Origin of the sequence: Rhodococcus sp. HM1 (assembly GCF_023218075.1) — a bacterium.
GTDB lineage: Bacteria > Actinomycetota > Actinomycetes > Mycobacteriales > Mycobacteriaceae > Rhodococcus.
The window spans coordinates 1-17,999 of sequence record NZ_JALPTB010000039.1; the positions used below are offsets into that span (position 1 = coordinate 1).

Below are 17,999 nucleotides of genomic sequence, written 5' to 3' on the forward strand. Positions count from 1 at the left end.
GGGGTGACACAGTCGAGGACTCGTCCTGCACCCGAAGCGTCGGTGTGGGACACGGTCGAGCCCGCAACATCGCACGATGGTGTGGTGGGTAGCCGTGAGAAACGTGGATCTTCACCGCCTGCCACGTGAGTGGCAGGAAGTATCAGATTTACGTAGACGCTCACGCGATGCCCCGCACCGGCACCGGACGGACGACGTCGAGCAGGCGCATCAGCTGCGCTTCGACCTCCGGGCGGTCACGCACGGGGTCGTCGCTGTGTGCGAGGTAGAGCATCGCTTCCTCGATCGCGGCGAGCAACAGGTGTGCCATCACGGGCGAGGGTTCCGACAGATCCCCGTTCTCGCGAGCGATCGCCCTCAGCGAATGCTCGATCCGGCGGATCGACGTGTGGCGGTGGGTTTCGCGGACCTCCGTCCACCCGAGCACCGCCGGTGCCTCGATGAGCAGCAACCTGCGGGTCGCGGGAGCGTACACCGTATCCAACGTCGCCAGGATCGCGCGGCTGAAACTCTCCCACTCGGACGTCTCGGGATCCTGCTTCCCCAGGGTCTCCTCGGCCTCGAGCTGGATGCGCTCGATAACACCCCGGAACAGCTCGCGCTTGTTCGCGAAGTGGTGGTACAGCGCACCGCGGGTCACCCCTGCTTGCACCACGATCTCCTCGGTGGCGGCAGCGGCGTAGCCGTCCCTGAGGAAGATCTCCTGAGCGGCGTCGAGCAGCGCAGCGCGCGTGCGCACCGCGTCTCGAACACGCCCGGAGTTCTCGTGTTTGTCGGACAATTTCTCTCCCCTGTCTTATCTGTTACCCGATCTAACGTCCCCCCGGGCGTTTCGGCGCGTCGCGCTCAGAGAATCGGAGCCGGCGTGTACTTCGCTGCCTCCGGATACCTCGCGACGAGGTCGTTCACACTCTCGACCACGGACGCGACCTGCGCTTCGGCCGCCCCCACGAACGCAGAGCGGTCGGCGAGCGCGGCCTCGAGCGCCGTGCGGTCGAGCGGCAGCCGCTCGTCGGCGGCGAGGCGATCCAGCAGATCCGGTTCGCGCCCCTCCTCGCGCATCGCGAGCGCCACCGCCACCGCGTGTTCCTTGATCACCTCGTGGGCGGTTTCCCGCCCGACCCCGGCACGCACCGCCGCCATCAGCACCTTCGTGGTGGCGAGGAACGGCAGGTACCGGTTGAGTTCCTTCTCGATCACCGCCGGGTACGCACCGAACTCGGCGAGCACCGTCAGGAACGTCTCCGTCTGGCCGTCGACGGCGAAGAACGCGTCGGGCAGCGCAACGCGGCGCACCACCGAGCAGAATACGTCGCCCTCGTTCCATTGGGCGCCGGCCAGCTCGGCGGCCATCGACGCGTAGCCGCGCAGTACCACCTGCAGACCGTTGACGCGCTCGCACGAACGCGTGTTCATCTTGTGCGGCATGGCCGAGGACCCGACCTGGCCGGGCTGGAAGCCCTCGGTGACCAGCTCGTGCCCGGCCATCAGCCGGATCGTGTGGGCCAGCGACGACGGACCGGCGCCGACCTGAACGAGCGCGGAGAGCACGTCGTGGTCCAGCGACCGCGGGTACACCTGGCCGACGCTGGTGAAGACGTGCGAGAAACCGAGGTGCTCGGCGACCTTCCGTTCGAGCTGCTCGAGCTTGCCCGCGTCCCCGTCGAGCAGGTCGAGCATGTCCTGGGCGGTGCCCATCGGGCCCTTGATGCCGCGCAGCGGGTAGCGGTCGATGAGCTCCTGCAGCCGCGTCAGCGCGATGAGCAACTCGTCGGCGGCCGACGCGAACCGCTTGCCGAGGGTCGTGGCCTGCGCCGCGACGTTGTGGGAGCGGCCGGCCATGACCACGGTGGAGTACTCGGCGGCCCGCTCGGCGAGCCGCGCCGCGATCGCGACACCGTGCGCGTGCACGTGCTCGAGCGACCGCAGCACCTGCAGCTGCTCGACGTTCTCGGTGAGATCGCGGCTGGTCATGCCCTTGTGCACGTGCTCGTGCCCGGCGAGCGCGTTGAACTCCTCGATGCGAGCCTTCACGTCGTGCCGGGTGACGCGCTCGCGAGCGGCGATCGAGTCGAGGTCCACGTTCTCGAGGACCCGCTCGTAGTCGGCCAGAGCCTCGGCCGGAACGTCGATACCCAGCTCGGCCTGTGCCCGCAGCACCGCCAGCCACAGCTGCCGTTCGAGCACGATCTTGTGCTGCGGTGACCACAGTTCCCGAAGCTCGGGGCTGGCATAACGGGTGGCAAGGACGTTCGGGATCAGGCTCACAACCGCACAGTTTACGGGTCGGGACTCACCGGATCGGTGTCGGCAGGCGGCGCGACGCTCCCGACGACGTCGAGCAGGAGCCCGCGGGCCAATCCGCGCGGATCGGGGTCGAGCTCGCCGAGAGCTCCCAGGACGGCTCCGTCGACAGCCGCCACGAGCCTGCGGATCTGCGTCGGATCGACGGTGCGGCCGCAGCGTTCCAGCAGGTCGGTGAGCAATTCGTCGACGATCCGCCGAGCGTGCAGCTGGACGTCGCGCAGCTCGGTGTGACGCGCGGTCGCAACGCACCGCTCGTACCGGGAGATCAGCTGCTCACGCTCGAGCTCACCGACACCGCGGGGCCCCACCAGCAGGTCGATGATCAGTTCGGCGGTCGACTCGAGACTGCGGCGGCACGGGGTCACCTCCTCGACACGGGCCCGCATCTCCTCCAACTCCCGGCACGAGTTGTGCTGGAACGCGCACACCACCAGCTCGTCGAGGGATTCGAAGTAGTAGGTCGTGGAGGCGAGCGGCAGGCCCGCCCGGTTCGCGACAGCGCGGTGACGGACGGCGTCGATACCGCCCTCGAGGATGAGCTCGGCTGCCGATTCGACGAGCGCCTGGCGGCGCCGCTCGCCTTTCGGTGTGGCAGCTGTCGTCACACTGTCATCGTGACAGTCTCGGCCGCTCCACCAGGGGAGAACGGCCGGAAGCACGACATCGCCCTAGGTGTGCTGCCCGGGCACGGGGTGCCGTCAGGAGGGCTGCAGCCAGGCGTGCAAGCGGTCCAGCGCCTGCTCGATGTCGGCGGTCGCACCGGCAAACGACAGGCGCACCGTCTCGTCGCCGCGGACGGTGTCGAAGTCGATGCCCGGAGCGAGCGCGACCCCGGTGTCGTGCAGCAGCCGCGAGCACCACGCAGTGGACGTCTCACCGGGTCGCAGCAGGTGCGCGATGTCCGCGTACACGTAGAACGCGCCGTCGGCGGGCGCGAGCTTCGTGATCCCCATCGCGGGCAGTCCCGCCAGCAGCAGATCCCGGTTCCGGGCGTAGCGCTCGACGTGCCCGTCCAGCTCGGCGCGGGCCTCGGCACCGAATGCCTCGGTCGCCGCGTACTGGGAGATCGCCGGAGGGCACACCGTCATGTTCGAGGCGAGCCGTTGCAGCGCGCGCTGCAGCGACTGCGGCACCAGAATCCAGCCGAGCCGCCAGCCGGTCATCGAGAAGTACTTCGACACCGATCCGACGACCACCGATTCGCGGGACGTCGCCCAGGCGGTCGACGTGGCCGGTGTGCCCGGGGTGGCGAACTCGATGCCGTGATAGATCTCGTCGGAGATCAGCAGGGCACCGTGGTCGTCGCACCAGCGGGCGAGCGCGGCCAGTTCCTCCGGCTCGATCATGGTGCCGGTCGGGTTGGCGGGGCTCGCGACGATCAGACCCGCCGGTGGGGTGTCGAGCGCCTCGAGCATCGCGACGGTCGGCTGGTAGCGGGTGTCCGGACCGCAGTCCAGCTCGACCACGTTGCAGCCGAGCGCCGCGAGCGTGTTGCGGTACGCCGGATATCCGGGCCGCGCGACGACGACGGTGTCACCGGGGTCGAACGCGGCGAGGAACAACAGCGTGAACGCACCCGACGATCCGGTGGTGACCACGACGTCGTCGGCGTCGACGTCGATGCCGTAGCGGTCGCGGTGGTAGGCGGCGATCGCCTCGCGCAGCGGCAGGATCCCGAAGGTCTCGGTGTAGCCGAGCAGTTCGTCGTCGATCGCACGGTGGGTCGCGCGCAGCACCGGCGCGGGCGCCGGCGTCGACGGCTGCCCGGCCGCCAGCGACAGCACGTCGCCGTGGGTGCGCTGACGTTCGGCCGCGGCCTTCCACACATCCATGACGTGGAAGGTTTCGATGTTCGATCGTCGGGATTCGTTACGCACGGATCCGACGGTAGTCCCTCACCTTCCGGTGGCGGACGATCGGTTACCGCCCGCCCCCGGACAGCAGGTCAGACGGTGATGCGGCCCTCGACGGCGGCGAGCCCGATGTCGGTGCGGAAATGCCCACCGGGCAGCTTGATTCCGGCGAGTGTCGCGTACGCCTGGTCGCGGGCCGCGCTGAGATCGGCACCCACACCGACCACGCTGAGCACCCGGCCACCGGCCGAGACGATCGCGCCGGACTCGTTGCGCTTGGTGCCGGCGTGCAGCACGCCCTCGGCGTCGGCGCCGGCGCCGGTGATGACGTCGCCGGTGCGGGGGCTGGCCGGGTAGTACTCGGCGGCCAGCACGACCGTCACGGCAGCACCGTCGCGCCAGCGCAGCGGCGGCAGCTCCGCGAGGGTGCCGTTGGCGGTGGCGGCGAGCGCCTCACCGAGCGGGGACTCGAGCAGCGCGAGAACGGCCTGCGTCTCGGGGTCGCCGAAGCGGCAGTTGAATTCGACGACCGCGGGGCCGTCCTTGCCGATCGCCAGACCGGCGTACAGCAGCCCGGAGAAGCCGCAGCCACGGTTCACGAGTTCCGCGGCGACCGGCCGGACGACCTCCTCGACGATGACGTCGACGGTCTCGGCGGGCAGCCACGGCAGCGGCGTGTACGCGCCCATGCCGCCGGTGTTGGGTCCGGTGTCCCCGTCACCGACGCGCTTGTGGTCCTGGGCCGGCAGCAGCGGAACGACGGTTTCGCCGTCGACCAGGCAGAACAGCGAGACCTCGGGGCCGTCGAGGAACGATTCGAGCAGGACCGGGTGCCCGTTCTCGAGGATCTCGGCGGCGTGATCGCGCGCGACGGCGCGATCGGCGGTGACGACCACGCCCTTGCCGGCGGCGAGTCCGTCGTCCTTGACGACCCAGGTCGGACCGAAGCGATCCAGCGCCTCGTCGAGCACGCCGGGCGAATCGACGACCTCGCTGTGCGCGGTCCGCACCCCCGCGGTGTTCATGACGTCCTTGGCGAACGCCTTCGATCCCTCGATGCGGGCGGCGGCGGCGGACGGGCCGAAGCATGCGATGCCCGCGGCACGCACCGCGTCGGCGACACCGAGCACCAGCGGGACCTCGGGGCCGATCACGACGAGGTCGACGTTCTGTTCCTTCGCGAGCGCGACGACCTGCTCGGCGGAGGCGGCGTCGACCGGGAACTGTTCGGCGATCTGAGCGATTCCGGCGTTGCCGGGTGCGGCGAGGACCGCGGTCACCCCCGGGTCGCGGGACAGAGCCAGGACGAGAGCATGTTCACGGGCACCGGAGCCGATAACGAGTACGCGCACGCAGGACAGACTACGGGACTGCCCGGTGCCACGGTTTCAGCCGGGCGGACCGTCGGATCCGCTCGCCGAAAGTCATCCGCCGACGGTTTATCCGTTGGCGGGTGTCCGTCTGCTCAGCGGATACCTCGGCGCCTATCCTCCCCGACATGGCTTCCGTATTCAGCATGATCATCGCCGGCGACCTGCCGGGTCGCTTCGTGTGGCAGGACGACGACGTCGTCGCGTTCCTCACCATCAACCCGATCAACCCGGGCCACGTGCTCGTGGTCCCCCGCGAGGAGGTGGACCACTGGCAGAACGTCGACGACGAACTCTGGGCCGAGGTCAACGGCGTCGCCCGCATCATCGGCCGTGCCGTGTGCGCAGCGTACGACTCCCCGCGCGCGGGCCTGCTCATCGCCGGACTCGAGGTTCCGCACCTGCACCTGCACGTGTTCCCCGCCTACGACCTGGGCGACTTCGACATCTCGAAGGCCGAGCGCGACCCGTCGCCGGAGGCCCTCGACGAGGCCCGCGACAAGATCCGCGCGGCGCTGCGGGAACTGGGCTACGGCGCCAACGTCCCGGACTGAGCGTCCCGGACCTCGGGTGCGAGGTCGCTCGCCGGGACCTGCGGCGTACCGTGCGGGTCGGCCAGGAACTGCGCCAGGTGCACCCACGCCGTGGTGCGCGCGGTGGGCCCGGTGAGCAGACCGAGGTGACTGCCGGGCGCGGTCGCGAACCGGACCGCCGCGTTCGGCAGGACACCGGTGATCGCTTCGACGGCCGGGACCGGCGCCAGGACGTCCTCGGTTCCGGCCAGCGCGAGCACCGGAACGGTGACCGCGGCGAGGTCGATCGTGCGCTCCCCGAACCGCGCCTTCCCGGAGGCGAGGTCGTTGGCGACGGTCAGGCGCATGCCCATCTCGTGGAACAACCGTCCCGGATAACCGAACATGCCGGCCTGGAACCGGTCGATCGATTCCATGCGGGCCAGTCGGTCGGCGTCGGCGATGTTCAGGGCGATGAACCACGGCCGCAACAGTTCCCGCTCGAGAGCGGTCGCGCGGTAGCCGATCTGCACGAGTGGTGCCGGGACACCGCCGAGGACGCGTGACACCCCGGCCAGGACGGGATCACCGACGTATCGTCCCGCGAGCCGCGCGACCGCGAGCAGCGGGATCCGCGCGTAGTCGATCGGCGTGCCGAACGCGGCGATCGACCGGATCGGGAGCTCCGGGTGCGCGGCGGCGGTGAGCAGGCAGAGCGTCCCGCCGAGGCTCCATGCGACGAGGTCGACCTCGCGGTTGCCGCTCAGCTCGGAGACCCGGTGGATCGCTTCGGGCACGATGTCGTCGATCCACACCTCGAATCCGAGGTCGCGGTCGTCGACGTTCATCGGCCCGTAGTCGAGGACGTAGACGCTGCGGCCGAGCTCGACGAGGTACTGCACCACGCTCTGGTCGGGCATCAGGTCGTAGCAGCTCGACGGCGCAGCGAGCGGGGTGACGAGCAGGACCGGGGCCCCGGCATCCTCCGGGCCGAATCGGCGCAGGGTGCGGTGCGGGCCGTCGCCGACGACCACCGACGGGGTGCGGTGCGGCGGCGCGATCCCGTCGCCCGCGAACAACGACCAGGTGTTGCGGGCCGCGCCGAACGCAGCGCCGGCCGCACTGCGTGCCATGTCGGTGATGCCCATGCTCGGTTTGCCTCCAGCGTCGTGCGGCCTGTTCCGCAGACACCGTAGCGGGCAACTTACCGAGAAGTCAGTCCACCTGCCGCCGCGGCAGCAGCACGCGGAACGTCGCGCCCCTGCCGACCTCGCTGTCGACGTCGACGGTGCCGCCGTGCGCGGCGACCAGTGCCGCGACGATGGACAGACCCAGGCCGCTGCCGCCGGACGCGCGGGTCCGCGAGGTGTCGGTCCGGTAGAAGCGTTCGAACACCCGCTCCCGGTCCTCTTCGGCAAGTCCCGGTCCGGTGTCCGCGACCTCGAGCACGGCGTCCTCACCGACGGTGCCGACCCGCACGGTCACCGACGCATCGGCCGGGGTGTGCGTGAGCGCATTGGCGACGAGATTGTCGACGACCTGCCGCAGTCGCACCACGTCGCCGAGCACTTCGGGGGTGCCCGGTCCGTCGATGACCTCGAGCCCGATCGTGCGGTCCGGCGCGACGGCGCGGGCACCGTGCACGGCGTCGGCGGCGAGGGCCAGCAGGTCCACGGGCTTCTGCTCGAGGGGCCGCTGCGCGTCGAGACGGGCCAGCATGAGCAGGTCCTCGACGAGGACTCCCATGCGGCGCGATTCGTTCTCGATCCGGGTCATCAGCAGATCCGTGTCGCGGCTGGCCCCCTGCCGGTACAGCTCGGAGAACCCGCGGATCGTGGTCAGCGGGGTGCGCAGCTCGTGCCCCGCGTCGGCGACGAACCGGCGCATCTTCTCCTCCGAGCGGCGCGCCGACTCCTCGGACGCGGCGGTCGCCGCGAACGCCGACTGGATCTGCGCGAGCATCGAGTTCAGAGCCACGGACAATTGCCCCACCTCGGTGCGCGGATCACGCTCCGGCACACGTTCGTGCAGGTCACCGCCCGCAATCGCGACCGCGGTGCGTTCCACCTCCCGGAGCGGGCGCAGGCTGCGCCGGACCACGAAGTAGCCGGCGACGCCCAGCACGACCAGCACCGCGGTGCCGATTCCGAGCTGCAGGACGACGAGTCGCCCGACCGTCTCCCCGATCTCCTCCAGGCTCATCGCGACGGTGGTGGTGCCGCCGTCGGGGTTGGAGGTGGTCAGCACCCGCCACCGGGGGCCGGAGCCGCCGACGGACCCGACGGTCACCGGTTCCGGCGTGGGCGCGCCCGGCAGTGCCGGGGCCGCCGACCGATCGTTGATCGTGACCCGCGCCGTGCCGTCCGGGTTCAGGACCTGCACGTAGAACAGGCTCGGCGGCCGGTCCGGACCCACCGCCGGAGGCGGCGGATCCGGACGGGTGCCGAGCGGCCTGGCCCAGCCGTGCGCGGCGTCGTGCAGGTCGCGGTCGATCCGGCTCAGCAGCGACCCCTGCAGGGACGAGGTCACCGCGATCCCGGACGCGAGCAGCCCGAGCCCCGACAGCACGAGCAGCGCGGCGACGAGGGTGAATCGCAGCGGCAGGGCGGGCAGGCGACGCATCTACTTCGGCTCGCGCATCACGTATCCGACGCCACGCAGCGTGTGGATGAGCGGCCGGTCGCCGGTGTCGATCTTGCGCCGCAGGTAGGACACGTACGACTCGACGACCCCCATCTCGCCACCGAAGTCGTAGTTCCACACGTGGTCGAGGATGCGCGGTTTGCTGAGCACCGTGCCCGCGTTGATCATGAAGTACCGCAGCAGGGTGAACTCGGTGGGCGAGAGCGACACCGGCTGTCCGGCCTTCCACACCTCGTGGGTCTCGTCGTCGAGTTCGATGTCGGCGAAGGTGATGCGCGACGACCGGTCCTCCTCGGACACCTTCCCGGCGCGGCGCAGGATCGTGCGCACGCGCGCGATGACCTCCTCGAGGCTGAACGGCTTGGTGACGTAGTCGTCCGCACCGAGCGTCAGGCCCGACACCTTGTCCTCGACGGAGTCCTTCGCGGTGAGGAACAGCACGGGGGCGTCGATGCCGTCGGCGCGCAGACGACGCAACATCCCGAACCCGTCCATGCCGGGCATCATCACGTCGAGGATCACCGCGTCCGGACGGAAGGAGCGGGCCCGGTCGAGGCCCTCCGTGCCGTTCGACGCGGTCGCGACCTCGAACCCCTGGAACTTCAGGCTCACTGCGAGCAGTTCGACGATGTTCGGCTCGTCGTCGACGATCAGGATTCGCGCTTCGGGAACGGTCACGTAACCCATTGTCTCGGGTGCGGCTGTCCGGTCGCTGACTGCTTCCTGTGAGAACGCTGGGAGTGCAGACTCGGGCATTGCGGACTCGGGCGGGCGGTGACGGGCGCGCCTCACACAGCTGTCGGACCCCGGTGTTAACAATGAGGGCATGTCGTGCTCCGCCTGCCTCGCCGACCTGGACCACTGCCACGGAACCCTCGTGGTGCATGCGATTGTCGAGATCGAATGCACCGACCCCGACTGCACCGACCTCGCGTCGGTCCGCCACAGCCTGATCATCGACTGCTCGGAACTGTCGGGTGGCTGCGGCTGCACCGAGCTGCGAGTGTCCGCGACGGCGCTGCGGGCGTCCTGACCTCGGGCCGCCGCGAAAAAGTTCGCTAGACTACAGACCGTCGATCGACACCCGGACGAGCGCACCGTACCCGGCCAGCGACAAGACGGTGCAGCGGAGCTCGTCATGGCATGGATCGTTCTCGTCTTCTCCGGTGTCCTCGAAGCGGTGTGGGCCACCGCGCTCAGCCGCTCGGCCGGATTCACCCGCCTCGGACCGTCCGTCCTCTTCGTCGTCGCCCTGCTGGTCAGCATGGCCGGCCTCGCGTACGCGATGCGCACGTTGCCGGTCGGCACGTCGTACGCGGTCTGGGTCGGGATCGGGGCGGCGCTGACCGTCGGATTCGCGATGGTCACCGGCGGTGAGGCCGTATCGGTGGCCAAGATCCTCCTCATCCTCGGAATCGTCGGGTGCGTCATCGGATTGAAGGCGCTCCACTAGACCGTTTTCTCGTGTGTCCGGTGGTTACAGTGAACGCATGAATCTGGCGTCCGCGCTCGCATTCCCGCTCCGGGTCGGTCTGACCGCGGCGGACACCGCCCTCGGGATCGCGGAGTCCGTCATCGGCACGGTCCGCGTGGCCGTCTCCCCGGCCACCTACGAGACGCTCGGCGCGGTCGGCCTCACCGATACCCGCGGAACCCTGGGACTGCTGCAGCAGGTGTCGGAGCTCGCGTCGGACAACCGCCCGCTCGGGCACGCGTTGCGACCGGGTGGTCCGCTCGACCGGCTGCTCGCGCCCGGCGGCGCCGTCGACCGGCTCACCGCCCCCGACGGTCTCCTCGAGAGACTGCTCGTGCCGGGAGGAGCCCTCGACCGGATCACCGCGCCCGGCGGCCCGCTGGATCGGGTCCTGGCCGACGACGGTGCCCTCGACCGCCTGCTCTCCGAGGGTGGTCTGCTCGATCGGCTCACCGCACCCGACGGTCCGCTCGAGCGACTGCTGGCCCGCGACGGCGCCGTCGAACGGCTGCTCGCTCCCGGCGGCATTGTCGACACCGCGATCAAGCCCGGCGGTGTCGTGGAACGCGCGCTCACGGAGGGCGGTGTCCTCGACGTCCTGCTGTCCGAACGCGGCGCGCTCGAACGACTGCTCGCCGAGGGTGGCCCGCTCGACCAGATCGTGTCGCTGTCCGAGACCCTCGCGCAGCTGACCCCAGGCATCCAGCAGATGCACCTGAGCATCGACCTGCTGCAGGAAACGGTGGAACTGCTGCGCGGTGCGGTGGGACCTCTCGGCGACCTCGCGGGCAAGCTGCCGGGCCGCTGGCTGCGCAGCGGTGGCGCTTCCGGAAAGGGTGAACTCCCGCCCGGCTGACGCGCGTCGTCAGCCGCAGAACGAACAGACATCCGCACACGTCCAGGCCGTGTGCGGATGTCGTTTTGATGCCCGGATCGGCACTCCGACCGATCGTGGAGCCCCCTGTCGGGATTGAACCGACGACCTTTCGCTTACAAGGCGAGTGCTCTACCACTGAGCTAAGGAGGCAGTGAAGCGCGATCATCATATAGGCATCACAGCCCCCTCGCGCCACCGGCCGGTTTGGTTACGGTGGGGTGCATGGTTTCCCCGGCGACGATCCTGGTTCCCATCTCCGGGGGCACGCGATGGTGAACGTGCTGAGCGCAATGCTCGGAAAACTCGTCCTGGATCGACGGGCAACCGTCGACGCGGTCACCGAGGCTCCGGCGCCGCTGCAGCCGATCGATCTGACTGACGACGCGACGGTCGCCGAAGCCCTCGACGTCGCGGTGCGGGTCGGCGAAGTCCTCCTCGCCTCCGGCACCGGCGCGATCGACACCTCGGATCAGGTGCAGTTCGTCGCGGCGACCTACGGGCTGGCACGCTGCGACGTGGACGTGACCTACAACTCGATCGTGCTGTCGGCACACCGGGGCCCGACGATGCCGCCGGCGAGCACGATGCGGATCGTGCACTACCGGTCGATGGACTTCACCCGGCTCGCGGCGGTGGACCGGCTGACCCGCCGCATCAGACGGGACGCGATCTCCCCCGCCCAGGCCCGCGAGGAACTGCTCGCGATCACGTCGGCTCCGCACCCCTACAACCGCTGGGTCGCGACCTTCGCCTGGTCGGCGATGGCGGCGTCGATCGGGATACTGCTCGGCGGTGGCCTGCTCGTCGCGGCCGTCGCGTTCGTGTCGACGCTGGTGATCGACCGGGTCAACCGGTTCCTCAACGGACTGGGCCTGCCGTTCTTCTTCCAGCACCTGGTCGGCGGCATCATCGCGACCGCCCCGGCGATCACGCTGTACGCGTTCCGGGAACCGCTGGGAGTAACGGTGTCGCCGGGACTGATCATCGCGGCGGGGGTGACGGTGCTGCTGTCGGGCCTGTCGCTGGTCGGTTCGGTGCAGGACGCGATCACGGGCGCGCCCATCACGGCATCGGCCCGCTTCTTCGAGGTGGTCATGATGACCGGCGGAATCATCGCGGGTGTGGCGACGACACTGCGGGTCGCCGTCCTGCTGGGTGCGGAGCTGCCGGTCATCTCCTACGTCGCGCAGACGGGTCTGACCCAGTTGCCGACGCAGTTCGCGGCCGGTGCCGCCGCGTCGCTGTTCTTCGCCCTGGCCTGTTACGCCGAGCGCCGCGCACTGACGGCAGCGGCTCTGGGCGGCGCGGCCGGTGCCCTGGTGTACCAGCTGACCCTGGGGCTGAGCGTCGGCCCGATCATCGCGTCGGCGACCGCGGCGACGGTGGTCGGCTTCGCCGGTGGCCTGATGGCCCGCCGTGCCTACACTCCGCCGCTCGTCGTCGCGGTCGCCGGGATCACACCGCTGCTGCCCGGCCTGGCGCTGTACCGCGGTCTGTACGCGATCCTGCAGTCGGAACTGCTGGTCGGGTTGACCGCCCTGTTCGCCGCGTTCGGGATCGGCTGCGGTCTCGCGGCGGGCGTCACACTCGGCGAGTGGATGGCCCGGACCGCGCGCTACCCGCGCAGTATGCGCCGATCGGGTGCACTGCGCCGGCCGTCGCTGCGCCGGACCAGGTCGCGGCGGACGCGGAGCTACGCGAGCCCGGAAACGACGAAAGTCACGCCGCGCTTCGGTCGCTTGCGGCGTGACTTCCGGAATGGCTGACGGTCAGGAGTTGGCCTGACGAGCCTTTTCGTCGGCCTCCATGGCGTCGCGCAGGCTCTTCGGACGCATGTCGGTCCAGTTCTGCTCGACGTACTCGACGCATGCAGCGCGCGATTCCTCGCCGAACACGACCCGCCACCCCTGGGGGACCTCAGCGAAGGTCGGCCACAGCGAGTACTGCTCCTCGTCGTTCACGAGGACGTAAAAGCGGCCGTCTTCGTCATCAAATGGATTCGTGCTCATCTCGCCTCACTTGTTGCGTAGGTGTGCTGGTCGGGAATCCTACCAAGGAGCGACAGCTCCCCATGGCCGCCTGCCAGGTTCGCCCTGCGCCGTTCCAGCACTGCACCGAGGATCTCACCTGCCCGGATCGCCGTGTTCGACAGCAGCGACGCGGTGATGCCGTGGGTCTTCTCGGTGCCGCCCTGCAGATAGATTCCGCCGTCGATGTCGTCGGGCGTGGGCAGCCGGTAGTCGCGGTCGACCTCGCGCAGCGGCGTCTCGGCGGGCGCGAGATCGCCGAGCAGCGGGGCCAGCGGCGCCGGGGTGAATCCGGTGGCGAGGACGACGGCGTCGCACATGAGCGTGTGGGTCAGGCCGTCGAGTCCGCTGCGCACCTGCACCTCGATCCCGGTCGCCGTCTCCTCGACACCGGTGATCTCCGAGGCTCGGCGCATGAACAGCCGCCGCTTGCCCGAGACGCGCTCGCGGTATTCGGTCGCGTAGATCTCGGCGATCAGGTCGGGATCGACGACCGAGTAGTTGGTGCTGCGGTGCAACTCGAGCAGGCGAGCGCGTTCCTCGTGGGGAGCGCTGTGGAGTTCGTCGACGGTGCTCGGATCGAAGATGCGGTTCGCGTAGGGACTGTCGTCGGCGGGACTGTATCCGAAGCGGTTGAAGACGTTGTGCACTTCGGCGTCGGGGTAGTTGCGGTGGAGGTACTGCACGACCTCGGCGGCGGACTGCCCGGCACCGACGACGACGAACCGCTGGTGCACCGGTGCCGGCATCTCGGCGAGGTGGAAGAGGAACTGGTGGTTGTGGAAGCAGCGCGCGGATTCGTTGGCCCACTCGGGAATCCGGGCCCGCAGGCCGATGCCCAGCACCACGTTGCGGGCGTAGACGATCTCGCCTTCGGCGGTGCGGACCCCGAACAGTTCCGCCTTGCCGGTGCCGTCGCGCACGGCGTCGACGCCGGTGACCTCGGTGCCGTAGCAGATGTCGGCATCGACTCGTCCGGCCGCCCACTGCAGGTAGTCCTGGAACTCGTGGCGGGTGGGGAAGAAGGTCTGGTGATTGACGAAGTCGACGAGCCGGCCGCGCGAGTGAAGGTAGGAGAAGAAGCTGTAGCTACTGGTCGGATTCCGGAAGGTGACCAGGTCCTTGGGGAAGGCGATCTGCATCGTGGCGCCCTCGAGGAGCATCCCCGGGTGCCAGGAGAACGACGGCTGCTTCTCGAAGAAACGCGCCCGGACCGGCGAATCCGGCTCGGCGGCGTTGCGCTCTTCGATCGCGATGCTCAACGCCAGGTTGGCGGGCCCGAATCCGATACCGACGATGTCGAAGACGTTGTCCGGCGGGAAGTCCGGCACCTCCGAAACCTCGGAGGGCGCGCTGTATCGATCGGTCATCACTCATCTTTCGTGCTCGGGGGCCACAGCCGCAGGCGGTTTCGATCGACTCGGAAAAAGATAGCTCAGGCTATCCTTTGTTCGGTGAGCCTACCAATAGTTGCCCCGCTCGTGGTGACCTCCGATCTGCAGCCGGATCCCCGGCACGAAAGTCCCGAAACAAGTTGAGCGCGGCGGGATCACGTTCGATCCCACCGCGCTCGTCGGTCGCGAAGGTGTGGCCTCAGCCGGCCAGGAAGTCCAGAACCACCTTGTTCACTGCCTCGGGCTGCTCGAGGTACCCGTAGTGACCGGCGTCGGGAATCTCCTCGTAGACGGCGTTCGGGATCGCGTCGGCGACCTCCTTCGACAGGTACGCCGGAATCATCCGGTCGTCGGCGAATCCGACCGCGAGGCACGGCACCGTGATCGCACGGTAGGCGGCGCGTCGATCGAACTCGCGGTCCATCGAAAGCTGTGCCCGCACACCCGCCGAGATCTTGCCGCCGGTGAACTCGAACACGTCGAGCCAGTCGCGCGCGGCGTTCGCGTCCACGAGCGACGCCGGGGACAGGTTCATCACCGCGGTGACCGCGGCCCGGTACTTCGGCGGCAGTTCGACGCCGTTGTCGTACAGCTGGCGTTCCCCCTCGGTCAGCGTGAGCTGGAACTGATCCATCCGCGCGTGACCGGCCAGGAAGACCCCCTTGCGCACCAGGTCCGGCCGGGCCAGCGCGAGCTCCTGCGCGACGCGGGCGCCCATCGACGTTCCGATGACATAGGCGGGTCCGCCGAGCAGTTCGATCAGGCCCGCGGTGTCGGCGACGAGATCGTCGATCGTCATTCCGCCGAGGCTCTCCCCCGACGGAGCGATCCCGCGATTGTCGAACGTGGCCACGCGGTAGCCCGCCTTGACCAGCGCCGGCACCTGATGCAGGTCCCACACGCGGCCGGGGCTCCCCGTCCCCATGATGAGTACAACGAGGTCTCCGGTCCCTTTGACCTGGTAGTTCAGCGGGATGCCGTTGATCGTCGCGATGGGCATGAAGACCTTCCTCGAAAACGTCGCTGCGTGGCGGCCTCGCCGGGACGAGCGCACGGGCCGCGTCCACCGTACCGTGCGGCACGGCCCATCCGACGACCCCGCAGGAACGCGGTGAGCGCACAGCCGAGAGGCAGCGCGGCGTCGGCCCTTATCGATACAGACCTCGCCCCGGCATGCGGTGCCGCGGTCGCGGCTGGCGTGGGCATGTCCGGTTCTCCTAGAGTCGAACTACGAATGGCCTGCTCGAGCCGAGCAGCACTCCCGGGAGGAAACACCATGGCCGCCGACGTGACCACCGACAACGACATCGCCGACGAAGACCTCGAGCCCGTAGCCGAACAGACTGCCCGCCAGGCGCAGCGCGTCGTCGCGGCCTACGCCGAGGACGCCGACGAGTGCCGCATGCTGCTGTCGATGCTCGGCATCGGACCGACCGACAAGTCCGCCTGACCGTCCGCTCCGACAGCCACCCAGCCAGAGAAGAGGACGCCCCGTGCCCGCAGCCGATTCGCCGACCCTCACCGAATCCGACTTCGTTGTGGTCGCCAACCGGCTGCCCGTCGACCTCGAACGCCTTCCGGACGGCACGACCCGATGGAAGCGCAGTCCCGGCGGCCTCGTCACCGCGCTCGAGCCGATCCTGCGCACCCACCGCGGTGCGTGGGTCGGCTGGGCCGGTGTCGCCGATGCCGACCTGGATCCGATCGTCGACGACGACCTGGTGATGCACCCGGTTCCCCTCAGCGCCCAGGAGATCGCCGACTACTACGAGGGATTCTCGAACGCCACGTTGTGGCCGCTGTACCACGACGTCATCGTCCGTCCCGAATACCACCGCGAATGGTGGAACGCCTACGTCGAGGTCAATCGCCGGTTCGCGGAAGCGGCGGCGAAGGCTGCCGCGCAGGGTGCGACCGTCTGGATCCAGGACTACCAGCTCCAGCTCGTTCCGAAGATGCTGCGGATGCTGCGCCCGGATCTGACGATCGGCTTCTTCCTCCATATTCCGTTCCCGCCGGTCGAGCTGTTCATGCAGATGCCGTGGCGCACCGAGATCGTCGACGGGCTGCTCGGCGCCGATCTGATCGGCTTCCACCTGCCCGGCGGAGCCCAGAACTTCCTGTACCTCGCCCGGCGACTGGCCGGGCACCAGACCTCCCGCGGCAACGTCGGTGTCCGGTCGAAGCTCGGTGTCGTCCAGGTCGGGTTCCGCACCGTCCGGGTCGGGGCGTTCCCGATCTCCATCGCGTCCGGTGAACTCGACGAACAGTCCCGCCGCAAGTCGATCCGCGACCGCGCCAAGCAGATCCGCAAGGAACTCGGCAATCCGAAGCGCATCATGCTCGGCGTCGACCGGCTCGACTACACCAAGGGCATCGACGTCCGGCTCGACGCGCTGCACGAACTGATCGCCGAGGGTCGCGTCGACCCGTCCGAGACGGTGATGGTGCAGCTCGCGACCCCGAGCCGGGAACGGGTCGAGTCCTACATCCACATGCGCGGCGAGATCGAGAAGATGGTCAGCCGCATCAACGGCGAGTACGCCGAGGTCGGCCGGCCGGTGGTGCACTACATCCACCGCCCGGTCCCCCGCGACGAGCTCATCGCGTTCTTCGTCGCCGCCGACGTGATGCTCGTGACTCCCCTGCGCGACGGGATGAACCTGGTCGCGAAGGAGTACGTGGCCTGCCGCAGCGACCTCGGCGGCGCCCTGGTTCTGAGCGAATTCACCGGTGCCGCAGCAGAATTGCGTCAGGCCTTCCTGTGCAACCCGCACGATCTGGAGAACGTGAAGGACCAGATGGAGGCCGCGCTGTCACAGTCCCGCGAGGACGGACGGCGGCACATGCGGGCACTGCGACGGCAGGTCCTCACGCACGACGTGGACCGCTGGGCCCGCGCGTTCCTCGACGCGCTCGCGCACGGCGGCGCGGCAGGTCCGGCGCTGATCGCCCCCGCGGAGGCCGGCGAACCGGTGTGACCCGGCCGCCCACCTCCGGCGGTTCGGCCGCACGCGCCTCGATCAGATCGGCCCCAGCCGGCTCACCAGCCAGCGACCGTCCTCGTTCTCCAGCTCGACCCGGACCCGGCTGGCGCTGCTGACCGCCTCCGGGAACTCCGAGTTGGTACTGATCGTGTTGACGAACAACATCGCCACGGCGTGGTCGGCCTCGGCCGAGACGATCGACGACGACTGCACGACGGCCTGAACGCTGATCGACTTCTCCTTGGCGCCCGGGACGATCACGTTGTTCATCAGGTTCAGGTATTCCTCGCGGAAGTCGCCGGTCAGCCCCTCCGCGGCGGCCGCGACCTGCTCGTCGACCTTGTCGTAGCTGTATGCGAGCACGGCGACGGCCTGCTCCTCGGCGGCCTTCACCGCGTCGGTGCGTGCCACCTCGGCGGCGTTGTCCTGGAGCTTGCCGTAGGCCAGCCAGCCGACGACCGCGGCCAGCACGACCGCGACGGCCACGAGTGCCCCGGCCAGCGCCCGCGGAACACCTTTCTTCCCGGTGGGAGACACGGACTCGCCGCCGGAGGT

General features: G+C 69.4%; 19 protein-coding genes, 1 tRNA gene and 1 riboswitch. Of the genes, 7 read left to right on the forward strand and 13 right to left on the reverse strand.

Translation table 11 applies throughout. The features are described from left to right. Positions 1-160: 160 nt before the first annotated feature. The 5 genes from M1M07_RS19630 to purD form a co-directional block, all read right to left on the reverse strand. A complete protein-coding gene (locus M1M07_RS19630) occupies positions 161-781 on the reverse strand; it encodes a TetR/AcrR family transcriptional regulator (RefSeq protein WP_231610186.1) in 621 nt (206 codons plus the stop codon). A 65-nt stretch (positions 782-846) separates the two neighbouring features. After that, complete coding sequence (gene purB / locus M1M07_RS19635) at positions 847-2,268, reverse strand: adenylosuccinate lyase (protein WP_197251297.1); 1,422 nt, start codon at positions 2,266-2,268, stop codon at positions 847-849. 11 nt (positions 2,269-2,279) lie between these two features. After that, entirely contained in the window at positions 2,280-2,912 is a 633-nt protein-coding gene (locus M1M07_RS19640) for a TetR family transcriptional regulator (protein ID WP_197251296.1), read from the reverse strand. Positions 2,913-3,005: 93 nt separating this feature from the next. Then, a complete protein-coding gene (locus tag M1M07_RS19645) occupies positions 3,006-4,184 on the reverse strand; it encodes a pyridoxal phosphate-dependent aminotransferase (RefSeq protein ID WP_248675268.1) in 1,179 nt (392 codons plus the stop codon). A 68-nt stretch (positions 4,185-4,252) separates the two neighbouring features. Next, complete coding sequence (gene purD / locus M1M07_RS19650) at positions 4,253-5,512, reverse strand: phosphoribosylamine--glycine ligase (RefSeq protein ID WP_197251295.1); 1,260 nt, start codon at positions 5,510-5,512, stop codon at positions 4,253-4,255. Between the two features lie 146 nt (positions 5,513-5,658). Between purD and M1M07_RS19655 the strand changes: the two genes are divergently transcribed. Further along, a complete protein-coding gene (locus M1M07_RS19655) occupies positions 5,659-6,084 on the forward strand; it encodes an HIT family protein (RefSeq protein WP_197251294.1) in 426 nt (141 codons plus the stop codon). On the opposite strand, the gene M1M07_RS19660 is transcribed toward M1M07_RS19655, so the two are convergent. The 3 genes from M1M07_RS19660 to M1M07_RS19670 form a co-directional block, all read right to left on the reverse strand. Further along, positions 6,060-7,190 (reverse strand): alpha/beta hydrolase, encoded by a 1,131-nt coding sequence (locus tag M1M07_RS19660; RefSeq protein WP_231610184.1) that lies wholly within the window; start codon positions 7,188-7,190, stop codon positions 6,060-6,062. The genes M1M07_RS19655 and M1M07_RS19660 overlap by 25 nt on opposite strands. A gap of 67 nt (positions 7,191-7,257) precedes the next feature. Continuing rightward, positions 7,258-8,664 carry a cell wall metabolism sensor histidine kinase WalK gene (locus tag M1M07_RS19665; protein ID WP_197251293.1) on the reverse strand — a complete coding sequence of 469 codons (1,407 nt, stop codon included), beginning with the start codon at positions 8,662-8,664 and terminating at the stop codon, positions 7,258-7,260. After that, entirely contained in the window at positions 8,665-9,372 is a 708-nt protein-coding gene (locus M1M07_RS19670) for a response regulator transcription factor (RefSeq protein WP_248675269.1), read from the reverse strand. It lies immediately after the preceding gene. Between the two features lie 139 nt (positions 9,373-9,511). Here M1M07_RS19670 and M1M07_RS19675 point away from each other — a divergent pair, with 139 nt between their 5' ends. The 3 genes from M1M07_RS19675 to M1M07_RS19685 all read left to right on the forward strand — a co-directional run bounded on the left by M1M07_RS19675 (position 9,512) and on the right by M1M07_RS19685 (position 11,015). Next, positions 9,512-9,718 carry a hypothetical protein gene (locus M1M07_RS19675; protein WP_197251291.1) on the forward strand — a complete coding sequence of 69 codons (207 nt, stop codon included), beginning with the start codon at positions 9,512-9,514 and terminating at the stop codon, positions 9,716-9,718. 34 nt (positions 9,719-9,752) lie between these two features. Continuing rightward, positions 9,753-9,813: riboswitch (guanidine-III (ykkC-III) riboswitch) on the forward strand. A gap of 10 nt (positions 9,814-9,823) precedes the next feature. Next, positions 9,824-10,138 carry a multidrug efflux SMR transporter gene (locus M1M07_RS19680; protein WP_197251290.1) on the forward strand — a complete coding sequence of 105 codons (315 nt, stop codon included), beginning with the start codon at positions 9,824-9,826 and terminating at the stop codon, positions 10,136-10,138. A gap of 37 nt (positions 10,139-10,175) precedes the next feature. Further along, the gene (locus tag M1M07_RS19685) at positions 10,176-11,015 is read left to right on the forward strand and encodes an ABC transporter (protein WP_248675270.1); all 840 of its coding nucleotides are present in this window, start codon (positions 10,176-10,178) and stop codon (positions 11,013-11,015) included. Positions 11,016-11,111: 96 nt separating this feature from the next. Here the strand turns inward: M1M07_RS19685 and M1M07_RS19690 are convergent. After that, positions 11,112-11,186 (reverse strand) — tRNA-Thr (locus M1M07_RS19690). Positions 11,187-11,305: 119 nt separating this feature from the next. On the opposite strand from M1M07_RS19690, the gene M1M07_RS19695 reads away from it, so the two are divergent. Then, the gene (locus M1M07_RS19695; protein ID WP_248675271.1) at positions 11,306-12,802 is read left to right on the forward strand and encodes a threonine/serine exporter ThrE family protein; all 1,497 of its coding nucleotides are present in this window, start codon (positions 11,306-11,308) and stop codon (positions 12,800-12,802) included. Between the two features lie 3 nt (positions 12,803-12,805). Here the strand turns inward: M1M07_RS19695 and M1M07_RS19700 are convergent, their stop codons facing one another. The 3 genes from M1M07_RS19700 to M1M07_RS19710 all read right to left on the reverse strand — a co-directional run bounded on the left by M1M07_RS19700 (position 12,806) and on the right by M1M07_RS19710 (position 15,457). Next, the gene (locus M1M07_RS19700; protein ID WP_197251288.1) at positions 12,806-13,045 is read right to left on the reverse strand and encodes an MbtH family protein; all 240 of its coding nucleotides are present in this window, start codon (positions 13,043-13,045) and stop codon (positions 12,806-12,808) included. After that, positions 13,042-14,433 carry a lysine N(6)-hydroxylase/L-ornithine N(5)-oxygenase family protein gene (locus M1M07_RS19705; RefSeq protein ID WP_197251287.1) on the reverse strand — a complete coding sequence of 464 codons (1,392 nt, stop codon included), beginning with the start codon at positions 14,431-14,433 and terminating at the stop codon, positions 13,042-13,044. Before M1M07_RS19705 ends, M1M07_RS19700 begins: the two co-directional genes overlap by 4 nt. Positions 14,434-14,656: 223 nt before the next feature. After that, positions 14,657-15,457 carry an alpha/beta fold hydrolase gene (locus M1M07_RS19710; protein ID WP_197251286.1) on the reverse strand — a complete coding sequence of 267 codons (801 nt, stop codon included), beginning with the start codon at positions 15,455-15,457 and terminating at the stop codon, positions 14,657-14,659. Between the two features lie 276 nt (positions 15,458-15,733). On the opposite strand from M1M07_RS19710, the gene M1M07_RS19715 reads away from it, so the two are divergent. Together M1M07_RS19715 and M1M07_RS19720 are read left to right on the forward strand one after the other, a co-directional pair. Next, positions 15,734-15,907: a hypothetical protein gene (locus M1M07_RS19715; protein ID WP_197251285.1), complete on the forward strand. Its 174-nt coding sequence runs from the start codon at positions 15,734-15,736 to the stop codon at positions 15,905-15,907. A gap of 43 nt (positions 15,908-15,950) precedes the next feature. Beyond that, on the forward strand, positions 15,951-17,438 hold the full coding sequence (locus tag M1M07_RS19720) for a trehalose-6-phosphate synthase (RefSeq protein ID WP_248675272.1): 1,488 nt from the start codon (positions 15,951-15,953) through the stop codon (positions 17,436-17,438). A 42-nt stretch (positions 17,439-17,480) separates the two neighbouring features. Here M1M07_RS19720 and M1M07_RS19725 read toward each other — a convergent pair whose 3' ends face one another. Next, entirely contained in the window at positions 17,481-17,981 is a 501-nt protein-coding gene (locus tag M1M07_RS19725) for a twin-arginine translocation pathway signal (RefSeq protein WP_248675298.1), read from the reverse strand. Positions 17,982-17,999 lie beyond the last annotated feature (18 nt).